We start from the raw sequence: 21600 nt of genomic DNA, 5'->3' as shown, positions 1-21600 counted from the left end.
CTCAACCGGCCGGCACGGTGAAGCTGGGTTCGGTCGGCTCCTGCACGCCGACGTCGCGCTCCCAGCCCTCGTTCTCGAGCTTGATGTGCTGGATCGCCACGGCGTTGGCATTGGCATCGAGATCCGGCAGCGCCTGGTACTCCGATACCCAGCAGCGGTAGAGCTTATAGGCGAGCGTGAGTTGGCCGGCTTCGTTGTAGACCTCGAGGATGAGGTCTTTGCGGAAGTCCTTCAGTGACACTTCCGCGCCGAGCCCTGCCCCGTAGTTCCATATCTTGTTCGCCCACTTCTCGAACTCCGGGTCGTGGGTGACGCCGCGCTCGATGGTGATCGCCTCGTACTCGGTGCGGCCGGGCGACTTGCGGCTGCTGCTGGGGTCGCCGCCCTCGCGGTGCTTCACCACCTCGGTGGTGCGCTTGAGGCCGGAGACCTTGCTGACGCCGGCCACGTAGCGGCCATCCCACTTCACCCGGAACTTGAAGTTCTTGTACGGATCGAAGCGCTGCGCATTGACGCTGAATTGAGCCATGACATTGTCCTCGGAGCCTGTTTATGGTCTCCCCGTAGCCCGCGCCGGGATCGGTTTGCGCGCAGAACAAGGAAGAACGAAGGAGTGCACGTCCGTGCACGACTGAGTGATGACGCAGGGCTGCGGGCAAACCGACCCGGCCCGGCGGGTTGCCGTTGAATGGCCGCCATGCGGCAGCGCGCGGCTTGACCTGGCAGCCAGCCGGGCGCAGCGCCACGCGCTACCACCTGGCAACCATTCAACGGCAACGCGGGCCACGGGGAGACCATAAACAGGCTCCTAAGTCTGGATCTGGCCGGCCATCTGCTGCAGCTGGATGACCACGAATTCGGCGGGCTTGAGCGGCGCGAAGCCGACTACGATGTTGACGATGCCCAGATTGATGTCGTTCTGCGTGGTGGTTTCCCCATCGCATTTGACGAAGTAGGCATCGTTCGGCGTCTTGCCCTGGAAGGCGCCTTGGCGGAACAGGTTGTGCATGAAGGCGCCCACGTTGAGGCGGATCTGCGCCCACAGCGGATCGTCGTTGGGCTCGAACACTACCCATTGCGTGCCGCGGAACAGGCTTTCCTCGATGTACAACGCCAGCCGGCGCACCGGCACGTATTTGTATTCGTCGGCAAGCAGATCGGCGCCGCGTAGCGTGCGCGATCCCCACACCACCGGCCCCGCGAGCGGGAAGTTGCGCAGGCAATTGACGCCGAGCGGATTGAGCAAGCCGTTCTCGCCATCGGTGAGCACCGCGCTCAGGCCCTGCACGCCATTCAGTGCGGCATCCAGTCCGGCCGGCGCTTTCCACACGCCGCGCTGCGTATCGGTGCGCGCCATGATGCCGGCCACGATGCCGCAGGGTACGAAAGTGTCGAGCTGGCCCTGCCGCGCGGGGTCGGACTGGATCACACGCGGGAAGAACAGCGCGGCATTGCGTGCGGCCGTGCCGGTCAGGCCCAGACCTGAGACCTTTGACGCGTCGATGCTGCTGGGATTGCTCCATAAGCTGGGCGCATCAACGATCAGCAAGGCGCGCCTTTCCACACAGAAGGCCAGTGCGGTCTGGTACACCGCATTGTCGGTGTCGCCACCGCGCACGTCCGCCGGGATGCACAGCAGATTGAACAGATCCGTTTTCTTGAGGGCATAGATGCCGGTCTTCGCATTCGGGTCGCCGTTGTAGGTCGAGGTGTCGAGCGGTGCGCTGTCATTGCCATTGGTGGAAACGCCGCTGGAGGTGCCGTCCTGGTCCCATACCGTCTTGCCGGCCGGCACGGTGTCGGTCATGGCTGCCGGCGGCGTGGTCGCCGGCAGACTCAGGCTGGCCGCCACCCGGATCAGCGAGGAACCGGCTTGCAGCACGCGATCGACGCGGCGTGGACTCTCTTTCACACTGACATTGAGAAAACTTTCCTGCGCACCGCTCGCCATGTCGCGCACGGTCACGTTGAACAGGTCGGCGGCGGTCAACCCGTACAAGGCGGCCACATCGGCCGAGACGTGATTGTCCACGCGCACGCGCAGCTGATTGCCCCAGATGCCGGCCGAAGCGGCCTCCAGCGGCAGGTTGGTAATGGCGAACTGCGCTTTGGCCTTGCTGGCGTCGCCCTTGTACAAGCGCACGATCACCGCCTGCGCGCCGCCGTTGAGATAGAAATCGCGGACCGCATAGCCCATCGGATACGCGGGATCGAGCGCGCCGAAAGTGCGCTCGTAGTCGCCGTAACTGTTGATGATGACCGGACCATCCGCGTCGCCCGGCCCCTTGGCCGCGCGGCCGACGAAGGCGGTGATCGACGTCGCCACGCCGGTGATGGTGCGAACACCGCTGGGAATCTCCTCGATATAGACGCCTGGATAACTCAGGGTGGCTGGCATAGCAGTTTCCTCGGTGATGTCAGGGTGCGTCGGTCAATGCAAGGCCGGTGGGTCGGGACGGTTCAGTGCGTACAGCACGTCGCCGCCGGGAAGGCGATCGCAGCGAAGCCGGCCCAGCGCAACCAGATGGCCAAGCGCTTTCTCAATGCGCTGGCGCTCGATCTCGTAGCGCTGCTGCGGCAACCACCAGCTGACGATGCCGTCGAGCGTGTCGGCCGCATCCGGATGTCGCTCCAGATACGCAAGCACGGCACGCTCTACCTCCGGCCGATCGGCTTCGTCGTTGGTCCGCTGATGGCTCATGCGACACCTCCACGTCCGAGGACGTCTCAGGCAATACGCATGCCAGCGCCGAGTGCGCCAGGAAGTGGCGCCAGTAATGGAGATGTGCGCGTTGTGCGCGCTGCGCCGGGTGCGAGTTGACCCGGTTTCATGCGCGCAGGTGGGTGCGTGAATACCCGGCGTGTTGATTAACGGAGTGCCTCAGCTATGCGCTCTCGTTCTTGCTCGCCTGATCAGCGTCGAATCTCAACCCGATCAAAAAGCGCCACATCTCGTCATTCCGGCCTTCGCCGGAATGACGACAGTGAGGGGGTAGCTGAGATCTGACGCAATCCCTAACCGGCGTGCTCCGCCAAAAATGCAGCTAGCTCTGAAAGCGAAACGGCGCCGTTGCGATGCCGTGTTTCTTTAGCAGCTTGCCCAGCTGTCGCCGCTCAGTGCCGGAAAGACGCGCCGCGGCGCTGATATTGCCTTGCGCGCGCTTCATCAGGCTCACCAGGTAGCCGCGTTCGAACGTGTGCATGGCGTGATGCTTCGCCTCCAGATAGTGCAGGTCGGCCTCTTCGGGGCATCCATCTTCGCACTGGCTGGTGGCATCCGGTTCGGTAGCGACGATCAACTCGCTGAGCATCGACGCATCGATCAACGCATCTTCCGTGCCGAGGTAGGCGCGCAGTACGACGTTCTCGAGCTCGCGCACATTGCCCGGCCACCGGTGTGTGTCCAGCACCTGCAAGGCGGCGCCCGTCCATTGCTTGACGGGTCCGCCCAGTCGCTGCGCCACCACTCGCAGGAAATGTTCGGCGAGCATCGGCACATCGCCCGTACGTTCGCGCAACGGCGGCAAGTGGACATGCAAGGCATTGAGCCGGTATTGCAGATCGCGGCGGAACAGGCCGGCGGCGACCTGCGTATTCAGGCAACCGTTGGTGGCCGCGATCACACGCGCACTCGAGATACGCGCCACGCAACCACCCACCGGCCGGTATTCGCTGTTCTCGAGGAAGCGCAACAAGGTGACCTGCGCTTTGCTCGAGAGCGTATCGACCTCATCCAGGAACAGCGTGCCGCCACGCGCGTGGTCGATCAGGCCCGGCTGCGCGCTTTTGGCATCGGTATAGGCGCCGCGCTCATGGCCGAACAGTTCGTTCTCGATCAGATTGTCCGGCAGCGCGCCGCAATTGACCGGCACGAAGGGTCGGTCGCGGCGTTCGCTGGCGTAATGGATCTCGCGTGCGGCGAGTTCTTTACCGGTTCCGGTCTCGCCTTCGATCAACACCTGCACGTCGCATCCGGCATACCGATGCAGCTGCGTGCGCATCAGCAGAAATGCTTTTGAGTGGCCGAGCATGACCGACATCGTCGCTCCTCCCTGGAGCCTATCGAGCCGTGACAGGTCATCGCCACCAGACGGTGAGATATCCGTTGGATCAAGGGGTTGGGCGGCGACCCGGGGGAGTATGCTCGGCGCGATCGCACAATCCCATCTGATGAAAGTTATAGAGATGTGCGCTGGTGATCATTTAGAGAATTCCCCTACACCACCTTCGCTAGTACGAAGCGCCAGTCATGCACATGACGTTGACATTGCGGCCTCCCTTTCGCCGAAAGAGAGGCCGCTGGCTTGCGTCAAACTGACTATGGCGCGCGTTACTTAGTCTTTCGCCAGAGGCGTTTCGGACGGCTGGACGCCCATCGCCTGGAACAATGCCGCGGTATCGCTGAGCCGCGCCGCAGTAGCCTGGATATCCGACAGCCTCGCGTTCTGCCAGCGCTGCTCGCTGGCCAGTGTCGTCGGATACGACACCGCGCCGAGTTTGTAGCGGGCCTGGCTGTGGTCGAAGGATTCACGCGCGGCCGAGGCCGCGGATTGTGCGGACTGCAGGGCCAGCGCATCCTGGTTCAGCGCGACCAGGGAATCGGCGACGTTCTGGAAGGCGTTGAGCACCGTCTGTTTGTACTGTGACACCGAAGCGTCGTAATTCGCGATGGCCGCCTTGCGCTGGGCACGCAGCGCGCCGCCATGGAAAAGCGGCTGAGCGAACGCGGCACCGACACTCCACACCTCGCCGACGCCAGTAAACAGATTGGCTGTCTTGAAAGCAGCAGTGCCTAGCGAAGCGGACAGCGAGATGCGCGGGAACATATTGGCGGTGGCGACGCCCACTTGCGCGGACGCGGCATGCACCGCCGCCTCGGCCGCCATCACATCCGGACGCTGTTGCAGCAGATCGGAAGGAACGCTTACCGGCACCTCCGCCGGTAGCTTCCATTGCGACAGGGGCAACGCAGCAGGCGCCTGATCGGGCGTGCGGCCCAGTAAGGTCGCCAAGGCATGGCGGCTGCGTTGTGCCTGGATGCGTAGTGGTGGCAAAGACGCTTCCAGCGACGCGGCATTCTGTTGCGCGCTTAACAGATCGTCGTGCGACGCGGAGCCCAGCTGGTACGCGCGCTCGGTCAGACCGGCCTGTTCGCGCGCCAGTGCCGCCAGACGTTCGCTGGCGCTGAGCTGTTCGGCCAGGGCCGAGGCGTTGATGGCGGTCACCACGATATTCGCCGCAAGCGTGCGCCGCGCGGCATCGAACTCATACGACTGCAGATCGACCTGCGCCGCCGCCTCTCTCACGCCATAGCGCGCCGCACCGAACAGATCGAAGGTGTAGCTCAGGTTCAATTGCCCGGCGTAGACGTTGTAGAGATTGGTCGGCGGGCCGAACTTCGGCATGCCGAGCGCGCGTTGGCGATTGCCCTGTCCGCCCACATCCAGCGACGGCAGCAGCGCTTCGCCGACTTCGGCGCGGAACTGCTGGTGCACAGCTTCCAGGGTGTGCTTTGCGGCATCGAGCGAAGGGTTGTTGCGCAAGCCTTCCTCGACCCAGCTGTTGAGCGTGTCCGAACCATACGAGCGCCACCACTCCGGCACGGCGCGCGCGCCGAGGGCAAAACGCTGCGCAACGCCGCCTGCTTCGGCGCTGTGGTCCGCCACCGGCTCGACGGTATAGCTGGCCGGCGACGGTTGCGCGGGCGGCTTGGCTGGCGGCGCGAATGAACAGGCCGCCAGTGCGGTGGAGATCAGGGCGACCGTCGCCGTGTGTTTCATGCTCAGGTAACTCATGGCGTCATCTCCTGCTTCGGCTCGTCGGCACGCACGCGGAACCATGCGGCGTACAGCGCCGGCAGATAGAACAAGGTCAGTACAGTGGCGACGGTGATACCGCCCATCAGGGAGGTCGCCATCGGACCGAAGAAGTTGCTGCGCAACAGTGGGATCAGGGCCAGCACGGCGGCGGCCGCGGTGAGCGTAATCGGACGGAAGCGCCGCACGGTGGCGCCGACGATCGCTTCCCAGCGCGGATGCCCCGCCTGGATGTCCTGCTCGATCTGGTCCACCAGGATCACCGAGTTGCGCATGATGATGCCGAACATGGCGATGGTGCCGAGCATGGCGACGAAGCCGAACGGCTGGCGGAACATCAGCAGCGACACGATCACGCCGATCAGGCCCAGCGGCGCGGTGAGCACCACCATGAAGGTGCGGCCGATGCTTTGCAGCTGGATCATCAGCAGGGTCAGCACGGCGATCACCATCAGCGGCATCTGCGCATTGATCGAACCCTGCGCCTTCTGGTTCTGTTCCACCGAACCGCCCACTTCGATGCGGTAGCCGACCGGCAAGTGCTTGCGCACCTCGTCGAGCTGCTTGTCGATGGTGTTGGTGACATCCAGGCCCTGCGCGCCATTGCGCGTATCCGACTGCACATTGATCGACGGCTGGCGATCGCGCTCCCAGATCACGCCGTACTCCAGCCCGTAGCTGACCTTACCGAGCTGGCCCAGCGGAATCGCCGCACCGCTGGGCGTGGGCACAGCCAGCCGTTCGATCTGGTCGGGATGGATGCGATCGCCCTTGGGCGCACGCAGATCGACGGCAATCAACTTGTCGCGCTCGCGGTACTGGCTCACCGTGGTGCCGGACAGCGACATGGCGAGGAAGTTGGCGACATCCTGCGAGCTGATGCCGAGCTGGCGGGCCTTGATCTGATCGATCTCGAAACGCACCGAGCGCTCGGCCGGCTCGTCCCAGTCGAACTGCACGTTCTTGGTGCGCGGGTCCGCACGCACGACAGCAGCCACCTGTTCGGCAATCCCGCGCACGGTAGCGATGTCGTCGCCACTGACGCGGAACTGCACCGGGAAGCCCACCGGCGGGCCATTCTCCAGCCGGCTCACGCGAGTACGCACGGCGGTGAATTCGCGCGGCAGCATGCCGTCGAGATAGTGCGCCAGTTGCTCGCGCTGCTCGACATCCTTCGCCGTGATCACGAACTGCGCGAAGTTGGGCTGCGCCAATTGCTGGTCGAGCGGCAGATAGAAGCGCGGCGCGCCGCTGCCGACGAAGCTGACGTAGTTGGCGACTTCCTTGCGGTCCTTGATCGCGGCTTCCAAACGCTTCACCTGAGTCAGTGTGGCGTCGTACGAGGCACCCTCCGGTAGACGCAGATCGACCAGCAGCTCCGGACGATCCGAGCTGGGGAAGAATTGCTTCGGCACCAGACCAAAACCGGCCAGCGAAATCACGAACAGCACGACCGTCGAGGCCAGCACCAGGAAGCGGTGCCGCAGGCAGAAATCCAGCCAGCCGCGGAAGCGCCGATAGAAGGTGGTGTCGTAGATCTCGATATCGCCTTCGTGATGCACGATGGCAGCCGCCTTGGCGGCGCGCGCATCGTTCCAGCGCCTGGGCAACACGCGCGCCCACCACTCCTTGCCCGGCTTCGCGCGCTCGTGATGCTCGGGCAGCATGTAATAGCCAAGCAGCGGAATCAGGATCACCGCCGCCAGCCACGACACCAGCAGTGCGATGGCGGAGACTTCGAAGATCGAGCGTGTGTATTCACCGGTGCCGGACTTGGCCAATGCAATCGGCAGGAAACCGGAAACAGTCACCAGGGTGCCGGTAAGCATCGGGAACGCGGTGCTGGTATAGGCGAAGGCGGCGGCGCGCATCCGGCTCCAGCCCTGCTCCAGTTTCACCGACATCATTTCCACGGCGATGATCGCGTCATCCACCAGCAGGCCCAGAGCCAGCACCAGGGTGCCCAGCGAAACCTTGTGCAGGCCGATGCCAAGCAGTTCCATGCAGAGCGCGGTCGCCGCCAGCACGAACGGAATCGAGATCACCACCACCATGCCGGTGCGGAAGCCCAGGCTGAGCAGGCTCACCAGCAATACGATGGCAACGGCCTCGGCGACCGACTCCAGGAAGTCGTCCACCGAATGCGAAACCGCATGCGGCATGCTGGTGACTTCGGCCAGTTTCAGGCCGGCAGGCAGGCGTTTCTGCAGATCGGTGGTGGCCTTGTCCAGCGCCTTGCCGAGCTGAATGACATCGCCGCCCGGCTGCATGGTGATGCCAATGCCGAGCACATGCTGCGACATGAAACGCATCTGCTGAGTCGGCGGATCGTCGTAGCCGCGGCGGATGGTGGCGATGTCGCCGAGGCGCAGCGTCTGGTTGTTGATGCGCAGCAGCGTGTTCTTCAGCGCATCCAGGTCGTTGAACTGACCGGTGGGGCGTACGAACACGCGGTCGTCGGCCGTGGTGAGCACGCCAGCTGCGGCCACTGCGTTCTGCTGGTTGATCGCCTGTGCGATCTGCTGCGGGCTGATGCCGAGCTTGGACAGCCGCGCATTCGGGATCTCGATAAAGATGCGCTGGTTCTGGTCGCCGAGGTAATCGACCTTGGCGACGCCGGGCACGCGCAACAGTTCCGTGCGCAGCTGGTCGGCGTAGTCGTGCAGCTGCGCCGGGGTGTAGCCGTCGCCTTCCAGTGCATAGATATTGGTATAGACGTCGCCGAATTCGTCATTGAAGAACGGCCCCTGCACGCCCTGCGGCAGTTGGACCGCCATGTCGCCGACTTTCTTGCGTACCTGGTACCAGGTATCCGGCACGCTGGAGGCCGGCGCGGAGTCCTTGATGTTGAAGAAGATCAGCGATTCGCCAGGGCGCGAATAGCTGCGCAGGAAATCGATCGACGGTGTTTCCTGCAGCTTGCGCGAGATGCGGTCGGTGACCTGTTCCTGCACCTGCTTGGCGTCGGCGCCGGGCCAGAAGGTCTGGATCACCATCACCTTGAAGGTGAACGGCGGATCTTCGGACTGCGACAGGCGGCTGTACGACAGCATGCCGAACAGCGCCACCATGATCATGATGAAGAACACTAGCGATTGATGGCGCAGTGCCCAGGCGGAGAGATTGAAGCGCCCTTCTTCGTGCCCGGAGGAGTTCTGTGTGGGCGAACTCATAGCGGCGCGTCCTCCGGATGCGGCGGCGCCACCGGCTGCACCTTCTCGCCCGCGGAGACGGTATGTACGCCCTGCATCACCACGCGCTCACCGGCGTTCAGGCCGGAGTTCACCAGCACATCGCGTTCGCCGTAGCGCAGCACGCTGACCGGGCGCAGTTCCAGCTTGGAATCTTCGGCGCGTACCACCCACACCGCGGTCTTCTCGCCCTGGTGGAACAGCGCGGTGGCCGGCAGGCGCACCGACTTGCCCTGGTTCGCCGCCGGCGCGAGCGCCACATCGGCGGTCATACCCAGGCGCAGTTGCGCGCCGGGCTCGTCGATGGAGGCCTTGACCCGATAGGTGCGCGCCTGCGGATCGGCGGCAGGCGATATCTCGCGCACCCGCGCCGCGATGGGTTTGCCGGACAAGGCCAGCACATTCACCGTGGCCACCTGCCCCGTCGCGACATCGGACAAGCGATCTTCCGGCACGTCGAAGAACACATCGCGCTCGCCTGACCAGGCAAAGCCGAACACCGCCTGGCCAGCGGCAAGCACCTGCCCGACTTCGGCCTGCTCGCTGGTGATGCTGCCGTCGCGGTCGGCCACCAGGGTGGTGTAGCGCGACTGGTTCTGGCTCAGCGCGAGCTGTTGCCTGGCCTGGTCGCGGCCGGCCAGCGCGGCGGCGTAGGCGTCACGGGTTTGTTCGAGCTGGAGACGGCTGATCAGGTTTTCCCTGGCCTGCGCTTCATCGCGGTCGCGCTGCTGGGTGGCGAAGACCAGGCGGTGCTCGGCGGCATCGAGTGCTGCCTGGGCAGACGCCTGGGTCTTGCTGGCATCGGCATCGTCGAGCCGGGCCAGCGGCTGGCCCTTCTTCACTGTGTCGCCCAGGCGCGCATAGCGCGCTATCAGCTGGCCACCGATGCGGAACGACAGCGGCATCTCGTAGCGGGCGTGGATTTCGCCGGGGAAACGCAGCGCCTGCGCGCTGTCCGCAGTGGTCACCGGTTGTGCGATCACCGGCCGCGCCGCTTCGCTCTCGGGCGGTTTGCCGCCGCAAGCGGACAAGGCGGCGACCGCCAGGGTCGTGCCAAGCAGCCACAACGGCCGAAGCCGCAGGCCGCCGGGGGCGGTTTGATCGTGCTGAGTCATGGGCCACTCCAGGGGAAGACCGGCGCGCAGGCGCGCCCATCGGGGATTCAGTGGCGAACACTAATACATAGTTGTATTTGAATTCAACAAAGAATCCAAATGATGACATTTGTCACCTCGTGCTAGGATGCGCGCATGTCCCGTAAAACCCTTCCCCGCAAGCGACTTACCCGTGAGGAAAGCCGCGACCAGACCCGCCAGCGTCTGCTCGACGCGGCGGCGGTGATCATTGCGAAAAAGGGCTTGCCCGCCACCAGCGTGGAAGACATCGCGGCGCGCGCCGGCTATACCCGCGGCGCGTTCTATTCGAATTTCGACAGCAAGACCGACCTGTTCATCGAGCTGTTGAAGCGCGATCACGACGACATCCAGGATCAGCTGCAGCAGATCCTGGATGCGGGTTTATCAATCGAAGATACCCAGCAGCAGCTCGCGGTGTTCTATGCCGAGTGCTATCGCGACGACAACAATTTCGCGCTGTGGGCCGAGGCCCGGCTGCACGCGCTGCGCGACGCCAAGTTCCGCACGCGCTTCAACGCGCTATGCCTGGAGAAGCGCGACGTCATCGCGTATTTCATCACGCAGTTCTGCGCCATGATGAAAAAGACGCCACCCGCCCCGGCCGCCGACCTGGCCTTTGGCACCATGTCCTTGATCGACGGCATGCGCTTCTTCAATGCCTGCATGCCTAACGAGCTGCCCGACGACAAGGCCCAGGCCGCGCTGGCGGCCATGTTCAGCGCCACGTTCTTCCGCTGATTTCTTGTAGGAGCGCACCCTGTGCGCGAAACGGTCCGAAAGGACCGCGCTCTTCATCGTTCCAGCTGCTGCCCTGCTGACGCAGGGCTTTCACTCGGGCCATCCATGGCCCTCGCCCTTTGGGTGGCTTCGCCGTGCAAACCGGCAATCCTGCCGGCTTGTCGCGCACAGGGTGCGCTCCTACGCGGTCTTTCTTGAGGACGGCTTGCGCCCCGCCTTGCGCGCCTTTTCCATCACCTGTGCCTTGTACGCATTCATGATGCCGGCAAGCAGGCCTGGGAAACGTCGCTCGATTTCTGTGCAGCGCGTGGTGTTGTGCATTTCCACCCCGCGCCGCTCGCTGCGGATCAGGCCGGCCTCGCGTAAGGCGCGGAAATGCTGTGAAAGCGTGGATTTGGGAATGTCGCGGTCGCTCACCTTCTGGAAGGTCGAGCAATTGAGGGCACATGCCGAGCCGGCCATCTCCGCATAGATCGCCACGCGCACGGGGTCGGCCAGCGCATGGAGGATGCCCTCCACGGTGACGTCGTCGATCGATGGGTGGACCAGGGGTTTCATGGATTCATTGTATCGGCCCTTGACTCTTAGTTCCATAGTTCACATGTTACGAACTACTGAAACATTGAACCACCCTCACTCACCTGTCTACAGGAACCGTCATGAGCAAGCTGAAAGGCAAAGTCGCCGTCGTCACCGGCGCATCCAAGGGTATTGGCGCCGCGATTGCCAAGGCGCTCGCCGCCGCAGGCGCGTCGGTCGTCGTCAACTACGCGTCCAGCAAGACTGGCGCCGAAGCCGTGGTGGCGGAGATCGCCAAGGCCGGCGGCAAGGCCGTCGCCGTGAAGGGCGACGTCTCCAAAGCGGCCGATGCGCAGGCCATCATCGATGCGGCGGTCAAGGAGTTCGGCCGGCTGGACGTGCTGGTCAACAACTCCGGCGTGTATGAGTTCGCCCCGCTCGAAGAGATCACCGAAGAGCACTATCACAAGCAGTTCAACGTCAACGTGCTCGGTCTGCTGCTGACCACCCAGGCCGCGGCGAAACACCTCGGTGAAGGCGGCAGCGTCATCAACATCGGCTCGCTGGTGACCCGCATCGCGCCCACCGGCGGCTCGGTCTACACCGCCACCAAGGGTGCGGTGGATGCCATCACCGCCGTGCTGTCGCGCGAACTCGGTCCGCGCAAGATCCGCGTCAATGCGCTGAACCCCGGCATGGTCGAAACCGAAGGCACGCATTCGGCCGGCTTCATCGGTTCCGACTTCGAAACCTGGGCAGTGTCGCAGACCCCGCTGGGCCGCATCGGCCAGCCGAGCGACATCGCCTCGATCGCGGTGTTCCTGGCTTCCGATGACTCGTACTGGCTGACCGGCGAGAAGCTGTATGCCGGCGGCGGCGTGCGCTGATCCCAAAGTTAGTCGATAGACGTCCAAACGAAGGGCGCCCATGTGGCGCCCTTCGCGTGTTTGACCCGGTACTGTCGCGTCAGTCCAGCCGTGCCATCAGGTCGTCCGCACCTTTTTTGATGCCGGTTTTTGAAGCGCCCAGCGCGCCGAAGGTGGCCTTGACGTTCATGGCATTGGGATATTGTTTTGCGACATACGCATTAAGAAGGCGGTGGCTGGAGGCGTCATAGATCTCCACCGCGTAGCTCACCGAGCCTGACATCGCGCCCTCTTTGCCGCGGATCGACTGCACCACGTTGTAGGGTCCGCCAGCCAGATCGAACTTGGTCACCGTGCCAACGAATTGCTTGGTGGCCTTGGCCCCTGTCAGCGTCAGTTTCACCAGCAGAGTGCGCTGGTCCGGACGGTTCACCAGGCCGAAGCGCGTCGACAGCGCTTCGCCGAACTTCGTCCGCATGAAGTCGGCCAGATCCTGTTTGTCCTGTTCGGAGACTTTCTCGAACTGGTTGTCCGGGCCGCGATAGATCGTCACCGGCTCAACGATGGCCTTGTCGTAGCGATGCCAGTCCACCTCCGGCGTATAGGCATAGGGCACGCGGCCGGAGCTGTCGTCGGGATTCGGCTGCAGTTCGGGCGAGGACTCCAGCCCGGAGTAATTGATGGGACGGGTGGTGGCGCAGGCCCCCAGGGCGAGACAGATGGCTGCCATAGCCACCTGACGCAACGCGGTTGAAGCTTTCATTCGATGGCTCCCAGATTGATTGAGCTAGGTAAAGGCAAACACTTCCCCGTCAGCGCGTGACAACACGCACTGCTGGGTCGCGCTGCTGTTTTCTTCAAAAAACGATGGCTACCGCGAGGCCAGGCACGGCGTCGCGATAGCGAGAGATGGAACGCCCGACGACCGGCTGCTATCCGGCCGTACCGCTCGATAACGAAACCGTACGGTACGGTTTTCATCATAGGCGGCAATTTTCGTTCCCGTCAAGAAAAATGTACAGTTGGGTTCGCTTATGGAGCCCGCATGAAAGTCCGAACCGAAGCCAAGCGCGAAGCGATCATCGAAGCGGCGGCCACGCTGTTTCAGGAATCCGGCTATGAAGGCGCGTCGATGAACGAGCTGGCCAAGCGCCTGCGCGGCTCGAAAGCCACGCTCTACGGATACTTTCCTTCGAAGGAAGAACTGTTCAGTGCGGTGGTGCGTTCGTTCGCCACCGACCACCTCGCGGAAGCCACGCAGGAACTGCCGGCGACGGTCAAGGACAAGGCGGAACTCAAGGCCGCGCTACTGCACTTTGCGGAGCAGATCCTGCTGGTACTGACCAACGACACCAAGGCGATCGCCATCAACCGGATGGTCATCGCCGAAGCGGGACGTTCCGACGTGGGCGAACTGTTCCACCAGTCGGGTCCCGACGAGTGCATCGCGGCCCTGACCCGGCTGCTGCAGAAGTCGATGAGCCTCGGCCTACTGCAACGCGGCGATGCCGGCGTAAGCGCACGCCAACTGCTGGCGCTCATTACGGCCGAGACCAATGCGCGGATGTATCAGCGCCACACGACGCCGATCGCACTGCCAGCGATCCGGCGCATGTGCAAACGCGCCGTGGAGATGTTCCTGGCAGGCTCGGCGCCGCAAAAGGACGCCGGCTAAAACAAAAACGCCGGCAGCCCTTGCGGGCTGCCGGCGCTGCAGGGCTCGCCTGTTTACTTGCTGCCCTCTTTCTCCATCAACTTAGCCACCATGCTGGCCGGCACTTCTTCGTAGTGGTCGAACTCCATGGTGAAGGTGCCGCGGCCACTGGTCGCCGAACGCAGGAAGTTGATGTAGCCGAACATCTCCGCCAGCGGCACGAAGCCCTGCACGAAGGCGTTGGTACCGCGCTGACCCTGGTCGCTGATCGAACCGCGACGGCGGTTGATGTCGCCGATCACGTCGCCGAGATAATCGGCTTCGGTGACCACCTCCAGCTTCATGACCGGTTCCAGCAGCTTGGGATTGGACAGCTTTTGCGCCTCGCGGAAGCACGCGCGGCCGGCGATTTCGAAGGCGAGTGCGGACGAATCGACGTCATGGAATTTGCCGTCCACCAACCGCGCCTTGAAGTCGAGCACTTCGTAGCCCGCGATCTGGCCTTCGCGCGCCTCCACCATCACGGCGTGTTCCACGGCCGGAATGTACTCGCGCGGCACGCGGCCGCCGACGACTTCGTCGGAGAACACCACGCCGCTGCCCGGCTCACCCGGCTCGAAGATGATCTTCACTTCCGCGAACTGGCCCGAACCACCGGACTGCTTCTTATGGGTGTAGGTATGTTCCACCGTCTTGCCGAACGCTTCGCGGAAGCTCACGCGCGGCTTGCCCATGCTGGCGTCCACGCCCAGCTCGGTGCGCATGCGGTCGATGGTGATCTCCAGGTGCAATTCACCCATGCCCTTGAGCACGGTCTCCCCGGTTTCCTTGTCCACTTCCAGCTTCAGCGACGGATCGGCCTTCGCCATCTTGTAGAGCGCGGTAGAAAGCTTGTCGATGTCATTGCGGTTCTTCGGCTCGACCGACACGCTGATCACCGGATCGGGGAAGCGCATGCGCTCCAGCAGCACGGGGTGCGCCGGATCGGTCAGCGAATCGCCGGTCTCGGTTTCCTTCAGCGACACGAAGGCGCAGATGTCGCCGGCGCGCACTTCGTCGATTTCCTTGGTGGCATTGGCCTGCACTTCCACAATGCGGCCCACGCGCTCCTTCTTGCCGCGCGTGACATTGAGCAAGGTATCACCCTTCTTGATCACGCCGGAATAGATGCGACAGAACGTCAGCGTGCCGAACTGGTCGTTGATCACCTTGAAGGCCAGCACGCGCGCCGGCGCTTCATCCACCACGCCCTGCTCGCCGGTCACGTGGCCGTCCTCGTCCACCAGCGCGATGCCGCCGTTCTCGCCCGGATAAGGCATGTAGTCGATCACGGCGTCCAGCAACTGCTGCACACCCTTGTTGCGGTAGGACGAGCCGCAGAACACCGGCACCAGCTTGCCGGATACGCAGCCCTTGCGGATGCACCGCTTCAGCAGGTCGAGGCTGAAATCACTGCTGTTGACGAACGTTTCGACATCGCCGGCATGAAGCAGCTTGTCGAACGCGGCGTCATCCATCTCCAGTGCACGCTCGATGGTCTCGTCGCGCAGCTTGGACAGGTTGGCGACCCATTCGCGATCGGCGACGGCGGAGAACTGGGTCTTGGGATGGGCGGCGATCTGGTCCAGCGGCACGGTTTCCCACGGGCTGTCCTTGTCGTCGCCCTGCCAGATATAGCCGACGCCGGCCACCAGGTCGGCCATGCCGACGAATTCGTCGTGGCTGCCCAGCGGCACCTGACACAACAGCGCGTTGGCGCCCAGGCGCTCGCGGATGCCCTTCACGCAATGCGCGAAGTTCGCACCGATGCGGTCCATCTTGTTGACGTAGCACAGGCGCGGCACGTTGTACTGGTCGGCCAGGCGCCAGTTGGTCTCGGTCTGCGGCTCCACGCCGGCGACGCCGTCGAACACCACCACGGCGCCGTCGAGCACGCGCAGGCTGCGGTTGACCTCGATGGTGAAGTCAACGTGTCCGGGGGTGTCGATCACATTGATCTGGTGCCCCTTCCACTCGGTCGACACGGCGGCCGACTGAATGGTGATGCCACGCTTCCGCTCCTGCTCCAGGTAATCGGTGGTGGTGGAGCCTTTGCCGTCCTTGGTGTCGTGCACGTCGACAATCTGGTGCTTCTTGCCGGTGTAGTACAGGACGCGCTCGGTGGTCGTGGTCTTGCCTGCATCGATGTGCGCGATGATGCCGATATTGCGGTAAAGCGGAAGCGGTTTCTGACGTGCCATTGTTGCCGGCTCCGATGGGTGCGGGAGTGAACGCGCCACTTTACGCCGATCCCTGCCCCGCCGCAGCTGGTGCCGTCACGCTGAAAGCGCGGCGCAAGCCTGCCGGGCCGCGAAGTACAGCCCAGAAACAGGCTCTTACCGCGGCCATTTCAATTTTTGGGCCCACGCACGTCTTGAAGGTCATAGTCCCAGACGAGCGTCGCCCCCTTGAACAAGCCCGACCACGGCCCCGGCATCGGAGCCATCGACACGGCCCCGACCTTCATGGCTGCCCTGCGGGAGGCCGCCACTGAGAGGTTCAGCCCTTTCATGTCATGGCGCCCCGTGAGCACCGCGACCAACTATGTGCGTTCGCTGCGTCGCCGGCCGGACTGGCTGGGCGTGCGGCTGGATCGCCGGCTGACGGCGGTGAAATATGTGATGCGCACGCTCTGTATGCCGCTGATGCATATGCGGCACCTCGACTTCATCTACGGCAACGCAGACATGCGCGCCTACCAGGGACGCGACGCGCGTTTGCTCGAACGGCATTTTCATCGCTATATCAATCTGACGTGGAGCCGGCGCGAACGCCTGCGCAGTCTCCGCCAGCATTACCTGTTCACGCTGGCGGCGCTGCCCCGGACGCTGTTCCAGGCGATCTACGTGCGCGGCCATGCGCCGCTCGGCGATCTCCGCATGAAAGATGGCAGTCCGCTGAAGATCGCTCTGTGCCCACCCATCGCCATGGGTTGCGAGGGCGAGCTGTGCATCCAGCTCAGCCTGGCCGACGACAGGCCGGTCTATCGCCTGATCATGACGGTGATCGACAAGCGCCCTACCCTTGCCATCGGTTGCATCCAGGGACCGGACGGCGAAAACAGCCGGGAGATCGTGCGCGAACTGACCCGCCAGCTGCATGGCCTGCGTCCCAAGCAATTGCTGCTTTATCTGGCTTACGCGTTCGCGCGGTACTACGGCATCGAGCGGATCCACGCAGTCAGCAACGCAGCGCACCCGCTGCGCCGCAACGGCCGCAAGTTTGAGGCCGACTACGATGCGTTCTGGCAGGAACAGAAAGGCACGCCTGTACGGCATGGCTGGCACCAACTGCCTGCTTTACTCGGACGCAAGGCCGAAGCCGACGTGCCGAGCCAGCACCGCGCGGCTTTCCGCCGCCGCGAAGCGCTGCGCACCGAGGCCGAGCGCTTGCTCATCGATGCACTCGGCCAGGCCCCTGCCAGGCACAGCGCGTATGCTTTGGCGCAGGGCCCGATCTCCCCCCGGTCGTTCAACAACAGCCGTCCGGAAGCGCTGTGGATAAGCTAGAAAAAACCGCCAACGACGCCGCGCCGGGGTACGCCGCGCAGGTGGCCGAGCTGTTCCGCGAGCACAATCGCGCACTGATCGCCTTCCTGCAATGCAAGCTCAATTCGGCGCATGACGCTCAGGAGGTCGCGCAGGAAACCTTCATGCGCATGCTGACCCTGGACCGCCCGGAGCAGATCAGCTCGCTGCGCGCCTATCTGTTTCGCATCGCCTCCAACCTGGCGGTGGATCGGCTGCGCATGCACAAGGTGCGCAACGATGCCGCGCTGGAACATCCGCCGGAAGACATCTGGCACGGCGCCCCCATACCCGAGCGCCATGCATCCGCCGCCGAGCAGTGGCGCGGTATCCGCGAGGCATTGCGCGAACTGCCGGAAAAGACCCATCAGGCGTTTGTCATGCATGTGATTGAAGGACGCGATTTCGCCGTGGTCGCGCAGACCATGAAACTGAGTGAGCGCATGGTGCGCTACCACGTCACCCATGCGCTGGCTTATTGCCGCGCGCGGGTTGGCGACCTGGAGATGCCGTAATGGCCGAAACACCGATTCCTCTTGATGACAAGACCCTGTTGGCCGCGGCCGACTGGTGGACGCGCTTGCGCGATGCCGGCGACAACACCGACAGCGTCAGCGACGACCTCACCGAACAGTGGCTGGAATGGACACAGCTGGACCCACGGCATATGGAGGCCTTCGAGCATGTCACCGCACTCGGCATGCGGCTTGGCAACCTGGATGAGCTGACCCGGCAGCGCTTCGTCAACGAGTTCGCACGCCCCGTTCCGGCCCCGCGCCGTCGGTTCCGATGGCCACTTGCCGTGGTGGCCATGACGGCCGCGGCGTCGGTGGCTTTGATGGCACTGGCGGGCTACGTGGCCTGGACCCTGCGTTACGGGGGCGAGCAAAGCAACAAGGTCTATGTCAGCGCGGTGGCACAGAAGGAAGAGATCACCCTGCCCGACGGCACCAAGGTGACCCTGGGCGGCGCCTCCCGCCTCACGGCCGATTTCAGCCATAAGGAGCGGCGGGTCGAATTGAGCGACGGCGAAGCCTTCTTCCAGATCGAGCCCGATGCGCGTCCCTTCGTGGTAACGGCCGGTACGCTGGCGATCCGCGATATCGGCACCGCGTTCGACGTGCGCCGCACGGGGCAACATGTGAGCGTGGCGGTCAGCCAGGGGCGTGTGCAGGTCAGCGACAAGTCGTCCACGCACCTTGGTTCCAGGGCGCTGGAGGCCGGTGCCGGCCAGCGCATCTTTTTCGATCCGGCCACGGCGGCCATGCGCCTCGGCGACATCGCCCCGGAGCAGACCGCGGCCTGGCGCGACGATCGCCTGGAGTTCATCAACGAACCGCTTGACGTGGTGGTGGCCAACATCAACCGCTATAGCCCGCGCCCGCTACGCATCGCCGACAGCAGCCTGGAAACCCTCACTTTCACCGGCAGCATCAAGACCGACGCCATCGATAGCTGGGTGAGCGCCTTGCCGAAAGTCTTCCCCGTCCAGGTGAAGGCCACGCAGGAACAGATCGTGCTGTCGCGCGCGCAGGGCAAGGCCTCGCCGTAAGTTTCGGGTAACCCTGACGGTGACCGGTGCGTAAAGCCGCACCGGGTCACCAACCTCATAGCACTGACATTCGTTGCAGCCCCATGCAAAAATCAGATTTTTCGCCTGGGCAATGTGCATGCTATGAGCCGTGGGGTCGCGCTGGTCATCTGCGGCTGTCTTTCGCTGTCCTCGGTCGCCCTGGGTGCCACGGATGCTTCGCGCCCGGCTGCCACAACGTTGCGCAAGACCTTCGCAATTCCAGCGCAAGCCCTGCCCTCGGCCCTGATCGCGTTCGGCAAGCAGGCGAATGTCCAGCTGCTGACCGCTGGCTGCACTAGCGCGAACCTGCGTTCGGAAGGCGTCAGCGGCGCGCTGACAGTGGATGCCGCACTGGCCCGGCTGCTGCAAGGCACCGATCTGGACTATGAATTCATCGACGCCGGCACCGTGGTGGTGCGCCCGCGCTGGGTAGTGCGTCCGCCGACGCCTCGCCCCGAGACCGTCGCCGCACTGAAGGCCGACATGGGCGACGCCAAGCTGCTCGCCACCGTGCGTTCGATGGGATTGCTGGGCAACGATGAAGGCTACATGGTCGACATAAGCGACAGCGCCACGCGCACCATCTCGTCGCTGGCCGACGTACCGCAATCGGTGAGCGTCGTTACGCGCGACCTGATCGATTCGCAGCAGCTGCGCTCGGTGGCCGATGCGGTACGCAATGTTGCCGGCGTGCAAGGCATCGAAGGCAACGACGGCGTGCCGCTGTTTCAGATCCGCGGCTTCTATACCGGCAATGGCATGACCGACGGCATGCCCAACAGCGTGTCGGGGCTGGGCGATTTCCCGCCGCTGATTGCCGTGGAACGCATCGAAGTGCTGAAGGGACCGGAGTCGATCCTTGGCGATCTCTCCGTCGACAACAATTTCGGCGGCCTGATCAACGTGGTGATGAAGAAACCGCAGAGCCGCCCGCTGCGGCAGTTGAGCTTTGCACTGGGGCCGCATGGCGACACCCAGACCGGCCTCGACCTGGCCGGCCCGCTGAGCCCGAGCCTGAGCTACCGCATGGTGCTTTCCGGCGAATATGCCGACCGCACCGACCAGGGTTACCACGGCGACCGCCGCGCCTACTTCGCCCCGTCCATCGGCTGGCAGAACGACAGCACCCGTTTTATCGCGGGCCTGCAATACATTGCCCACCGCCTGCCGGTGCCCGATTACAGCGTGTTGCTGGGTGACAGCCTTGCCAGTGCTTCGCCGGACGGACTGTTGCTGGGCAACCCGCGCGATCACTCCATGCTGCGCACCAACCGCTTCACGTATTCGCTGGAGCATCGCTTTGGCGCGGGATGGACGTGGCGCAGCCGCGGCCAGTATGCGCACCAGTCCAAGCGGATCCAGGGCTGGATCTTCGATTCGCCGATGCCTTCAGGCGACATCACCGCCATCGCGCAGAGCTATCGCTATTCGGACGACTATTACACGCTGCAAAACGACCTTACCGGCGTGTTTTCGCACGGCATGATCGAACACACCGTAGTCATCGGTTTCGACTACTCGCGCACCAAGATCGGCAGTAGCACCGATTTCTTCCAGGTTGCCGGCACGCCTTACAACATCTTTTCCAGTGCGCGATTGCCGTCAGTGCAGTCCGTGCTCGACACGAGCAGCGGCACGTCCGACTCCTCCAACCCGTGGACGACCGACAGCGGCTGGTTCCTGCAGGACCAGATCGCCATCGGCGATCACTGGAATGTGCTGCTGGCTGTGCGGCGCTCGTCGTATCAGCTCAATACCGAAGATGCCGACGGTAACCCGCAGAACCTGCGCAAGGCGCGCTGGGTACCCAATGCCGGCGTGGTGTACAAGCTGACGCCGGACGTTTCGCTCTACGGCAGCCTTGCCTCGGGCTTCCAGCCGGACACCTTGCTGGGCAAGAACGGTAAGCCGTTGCGTCCGGCTTCGTCGCGCCAGACCGAGTTTGGCGCCAAGCTCAACCTGTTCCAGGGCCGCGCGCGCCTGGCCGCCGCGGTCTACCGCATCACGCTCGACCGCAGCACCGACGTAGTGACGTCAGACCCACCCTATTTCGCCATTCCCGGCCCCGGCCAGATCAACAAAGGCGTGGAAGTCGAATTCACTGGCCAGGTGGCACCGGGGACCGACATCACCGCCAACTACACCGACGCGCGCATTCGCAACCGCGACGGCACCCTGGCTACCGGTGCGCCGCATCAGCGCCTGAGCCTGTGGGCCAGTTACCGCGTGCTCTCCGGCGCATGGCAAGGCTGGGGCGTGGCCGGCGGCGTCACCGCGCGCAGCCGCAGCCTGGGCATGAACTGGAACACCGGCGATTACTTCAACATCCCCGGCCAGGCCAGTGTGGACGCCAGCCTCTCGTACCAGGCCAGGGATTGGAGCCTGACGCTCGGCGTGAGGAACCTGTTCGACCGCCGCCTGCATGGCGTGAATTTCAACGAGAGCTTCGTGCCGCTGCAGCGCCGGCGCAGCTTTCTGCTCAGCGGCACCTATAACTTCTGACCACCCGCCGGCGGTTTCATTTCTGCCGGCTATGGACGT

At 64.0% G+C, this 21600-nt stretch carries 17 protein-coding genes; 7 read left to right on the top strand and 10 right to left on the bottom strand.

What is annotated here, in order from left to right:
• Window position 1: 1 nt before the first annotated feature.
• From ISS97_RS16145 to ISS97_RS16115, 7 genes are all read right to left on the bottom strand, one after another.
• Window positions 2–529 carry a phage tail protein gene (locus ISS97_RS16145; RefSeq protein WP_379983587.1) on the bottom strand — a complete coding sequence of 176 codons (528 nt, stop codon included), beginning with the start codon at window positions 527–529 and terminating at the stop codon, window positions 2–4.
• 279 nt (window positions 530–808) lie between these two features.
• The gene (locus tag ISS97_RS16140) at window positions 809–2398 is read right to left on the bottom strand and encodes a phage tail sheath family protein (RefSeq protein ID WP_379983588.1); all 1590 of its coding nucleotides are present in this window, start codon (window positions 2396–2398) and stop codon (window positions 809–811) included.
• Window positions 2399–2431: 33 nt separating this feature from the next.
• Complete coding sequence (locus ISS97_RS16135; protein ID WP_379983589.1) at window positions 2432–2701, bottom strand: hypothetical protein; 270 nt, start codon at window positions 2699–2701, stop codon at window positions 2432–2434.
• A gap of 343 nt (window positions 2702–3044) precedes the next feature.
• Complete coding sequence (locus ISS97_RS16130) at window positions 3045–4040, bottom strand: sigma 54-interacting transcriptional regulator (protein ID WP_379983590.1); 996 nt, start codon at window positions 4038–4040, stop codon at window positions 3045–3047.
• A gap of 294 nt (window positions 4041–4334) precedes the next feature.
• Window positions 4335–5795, bottom strand: coding sequence for an efflux transporter outer membrane subunit (locus tag ISS97_RS16125; protein ID WP_379983591.1), 1461 nt, complete (start codon window positions 5793–5795; stop codon window positions 4335–4337).
• Window positions 5792–8989 (bottom strand): efflux RND transporter permease subunit, encoded by a 3198-nt coding sequence (locus ISS97_RS16120; RefSeq protein ID WP_379983592.1) that lies wholly within the window; start codon window positions 8987–8989, stop codon window positions 5792–5794. The genes ISS97_RS16125 and ISS97_RS16120 overlap by 4 nt, the downstream gene beginning before the upstream one ends.
• The gene (locus ISS97_RS16115) at window positions 8986–10122 is read right to left on the bottom strand and encodes an efflux RND transporter periplasmic adaptor subunit (RefSeq protein ID WP_379983593.1); all 1137 of its coding nucleotides are present in this window, start codon (window positions 10120–10122) and stop codon (window positions 8986–8988) included. The genes ISS97_RS16120 and ISS97_RS16115 overlap by 4 nt, the downstream gene beginning before the upstream one ends.
• Window positions 10123–10257: 135 nt before the next feature.
• Between ISS97_RS16115 and ISS97_RS16110 the strand changes: the two genes are divergently transcribed.
• Window positions 10258–10881 carry a TetR/AcrR family transcriptional regulator gene (locus tag ISS97_RS16110; RefSeq protein ID WP_379983594.1) on the top strand — a complete coding sequence of 208 codons (624 nt, stop codon included), beginning with the start codon at window positions 10258–10260 and terminating at the stop codon, window positions 10879–10881.
• Between the two features lie 180 nt (window positions 10882–11061).
• Here the strand turns inward: ISS97_RS16110 and ISS97_RS16105 are convergent, their stop codons facing one another.
• The gene (locus ISS97_RS16105; RefSeq protein ID WP_379983595.1) at window positions 11062–11439 is read right to left on the bottom strand and encodes an ArsR/SmtB family transcription factor; all 378 of its coding nucleotides are present in this window, start codon (window positions 11437–11439) and stop codon (window positions 11062–11064) included.
• Between the two features lie 101 nt (window positions 11440–11540).
• Between ISS97_RS16105 and ISS97_RS16100 the strand changes: the two genes are divergently transcribed.
• Window positions 11541–12287 (top strand): glucose 1-dehydrogenase, encoded by a 747-nt coding sequence (locus tag ISS97_RS16100; RefSeq protein ID WP_379983596.1) that lies wholly within the window; start codon window positions 11541–11543, stop codon window positions 12285–12287.
• 79 nt (window positions 12288–12366) lie between these two features.
• Here the strand turns inward: ISS97_RS16100 and ISS97_RS16095 are convergent, their stop codons facing one another.
• The gene (locus ISS97_RS16095; RefSeq protein WP_379983597.1) at window positions 12367–13029 is read right to left on the bottom strand and encodes a DUF3313 domain-containing protein; all 663 of its coding nucleotides are present in this window, start codon (window positions 13027–13029) and stop codon (window positions 12367–12369) included.
• A 282-nt stretch (window positions 13030–13311) separates the two neighbouring features.
• On the opposite strand from ISS97_RS16095, the gene ISS97_RS16090 reads away from it, so the two are divergent.
• Complete coding sequence (locus ISS97_RS16090) at window positions 13312–13941, top strand: TetR/AcrR family transcriptional regulator (protein ID WP_379983598.1); 630 nt, start codon at window positions 13312–13314, stop codon at window positions 13939–13941.
• A gap of 53 nt (window positions 13942–13994) precedes the next feature.
• Here the strand turns inward: ISS97_RS16090 and fusA are convergent, their stop codons facing one another.
• Window positions 13995–16160, bottom strand: coding sequence for an elongation factor G (gene fusA, locus ISS97_RS16085; RefSeq protein WP_379983599.1), 2166 nt, complete (start codon window positions 16158–16160; stop codon window positions 13995–13997).
• Between the two features lie 309 nt (window positions 16161–16469).
• On the opposite strand from fusA, the gene ISS97_RS16080 reads away from it, so the two are divergent.
• The 4 genes from ISS97_RS16080 to ISS97_RS16065 all read left to right on the top strand — a co-directional run bounded on the left by ISS97_RS16080 (window position 16470) and on the right by ISS97_RS16065 (window position 21561).
• A complete protein-coding gene (locus ISS97_RS16080) occupies window positions 16470–17468 on the top strand; it encodes a VirK/YbjX family protein (RefSeq protein ID WP_379983600.1) in 999 nt (332 codons plus the stop codon).
• The gene (locus tag ISS97_RS16075) at window positions 17456–18001 is read left to right on the top strand and encodes an RNA polymerase sigma factor (RefSeq protein ID WP_379983601.1); all 546 of its coding nucleotides are present in this window, start codon (window positions 17456–17458) and stop codon (window positions 17999–18001) included. Before ISS97_RS16080 ends, ISS97_RS16075 begins: the two co-directional genes overlap by 13 nt.
• Window positions 18001–19038 carry a FecR family protein gene (locus ISS97_RS16070; RefSeq protein ID WP_379983602.1) on the top strand — a complete coding sequence of 346 codons (1038 nt, stop codon included), beginning with the start codon at window positions 18001–18003 and terminating at the stop codon, window positions 19036–19038. The genes ISS97_RS16075 and ISS97_RS16070 overlap by 1 nt, the downstream gene beginning before the upstream one ends.
• Window positions 19039–19161: 123 nt before the next feature.
• Window positions 19162–21561, top strand: a complete 2400-nt coding sequence (locus ISS97_RS16065; RefSeq protein ID WP_379983603.1) for a TonB-dependent siderophore receptor — start codon at window positions 19162–19164, stop codon at window positions 21559–21561.
• The last annotated feature ends 39 nt before the right edge of the window (window positions 21562–21600 follow it).

This window comes from Dyella koreensis (genome assembly GCF_044904565.1).
GTDB lineage: Bacteria > Pseudomonadota > Gammaproteobacteria > Xanthomonadales > Rhodanobacteraceae > Dyella_D > Dyella_D koreensis.
Note: the sequence above shows the minus strand (reverse complement) of the source record. Positions and strands in the feature narration are given on the sequence as shown.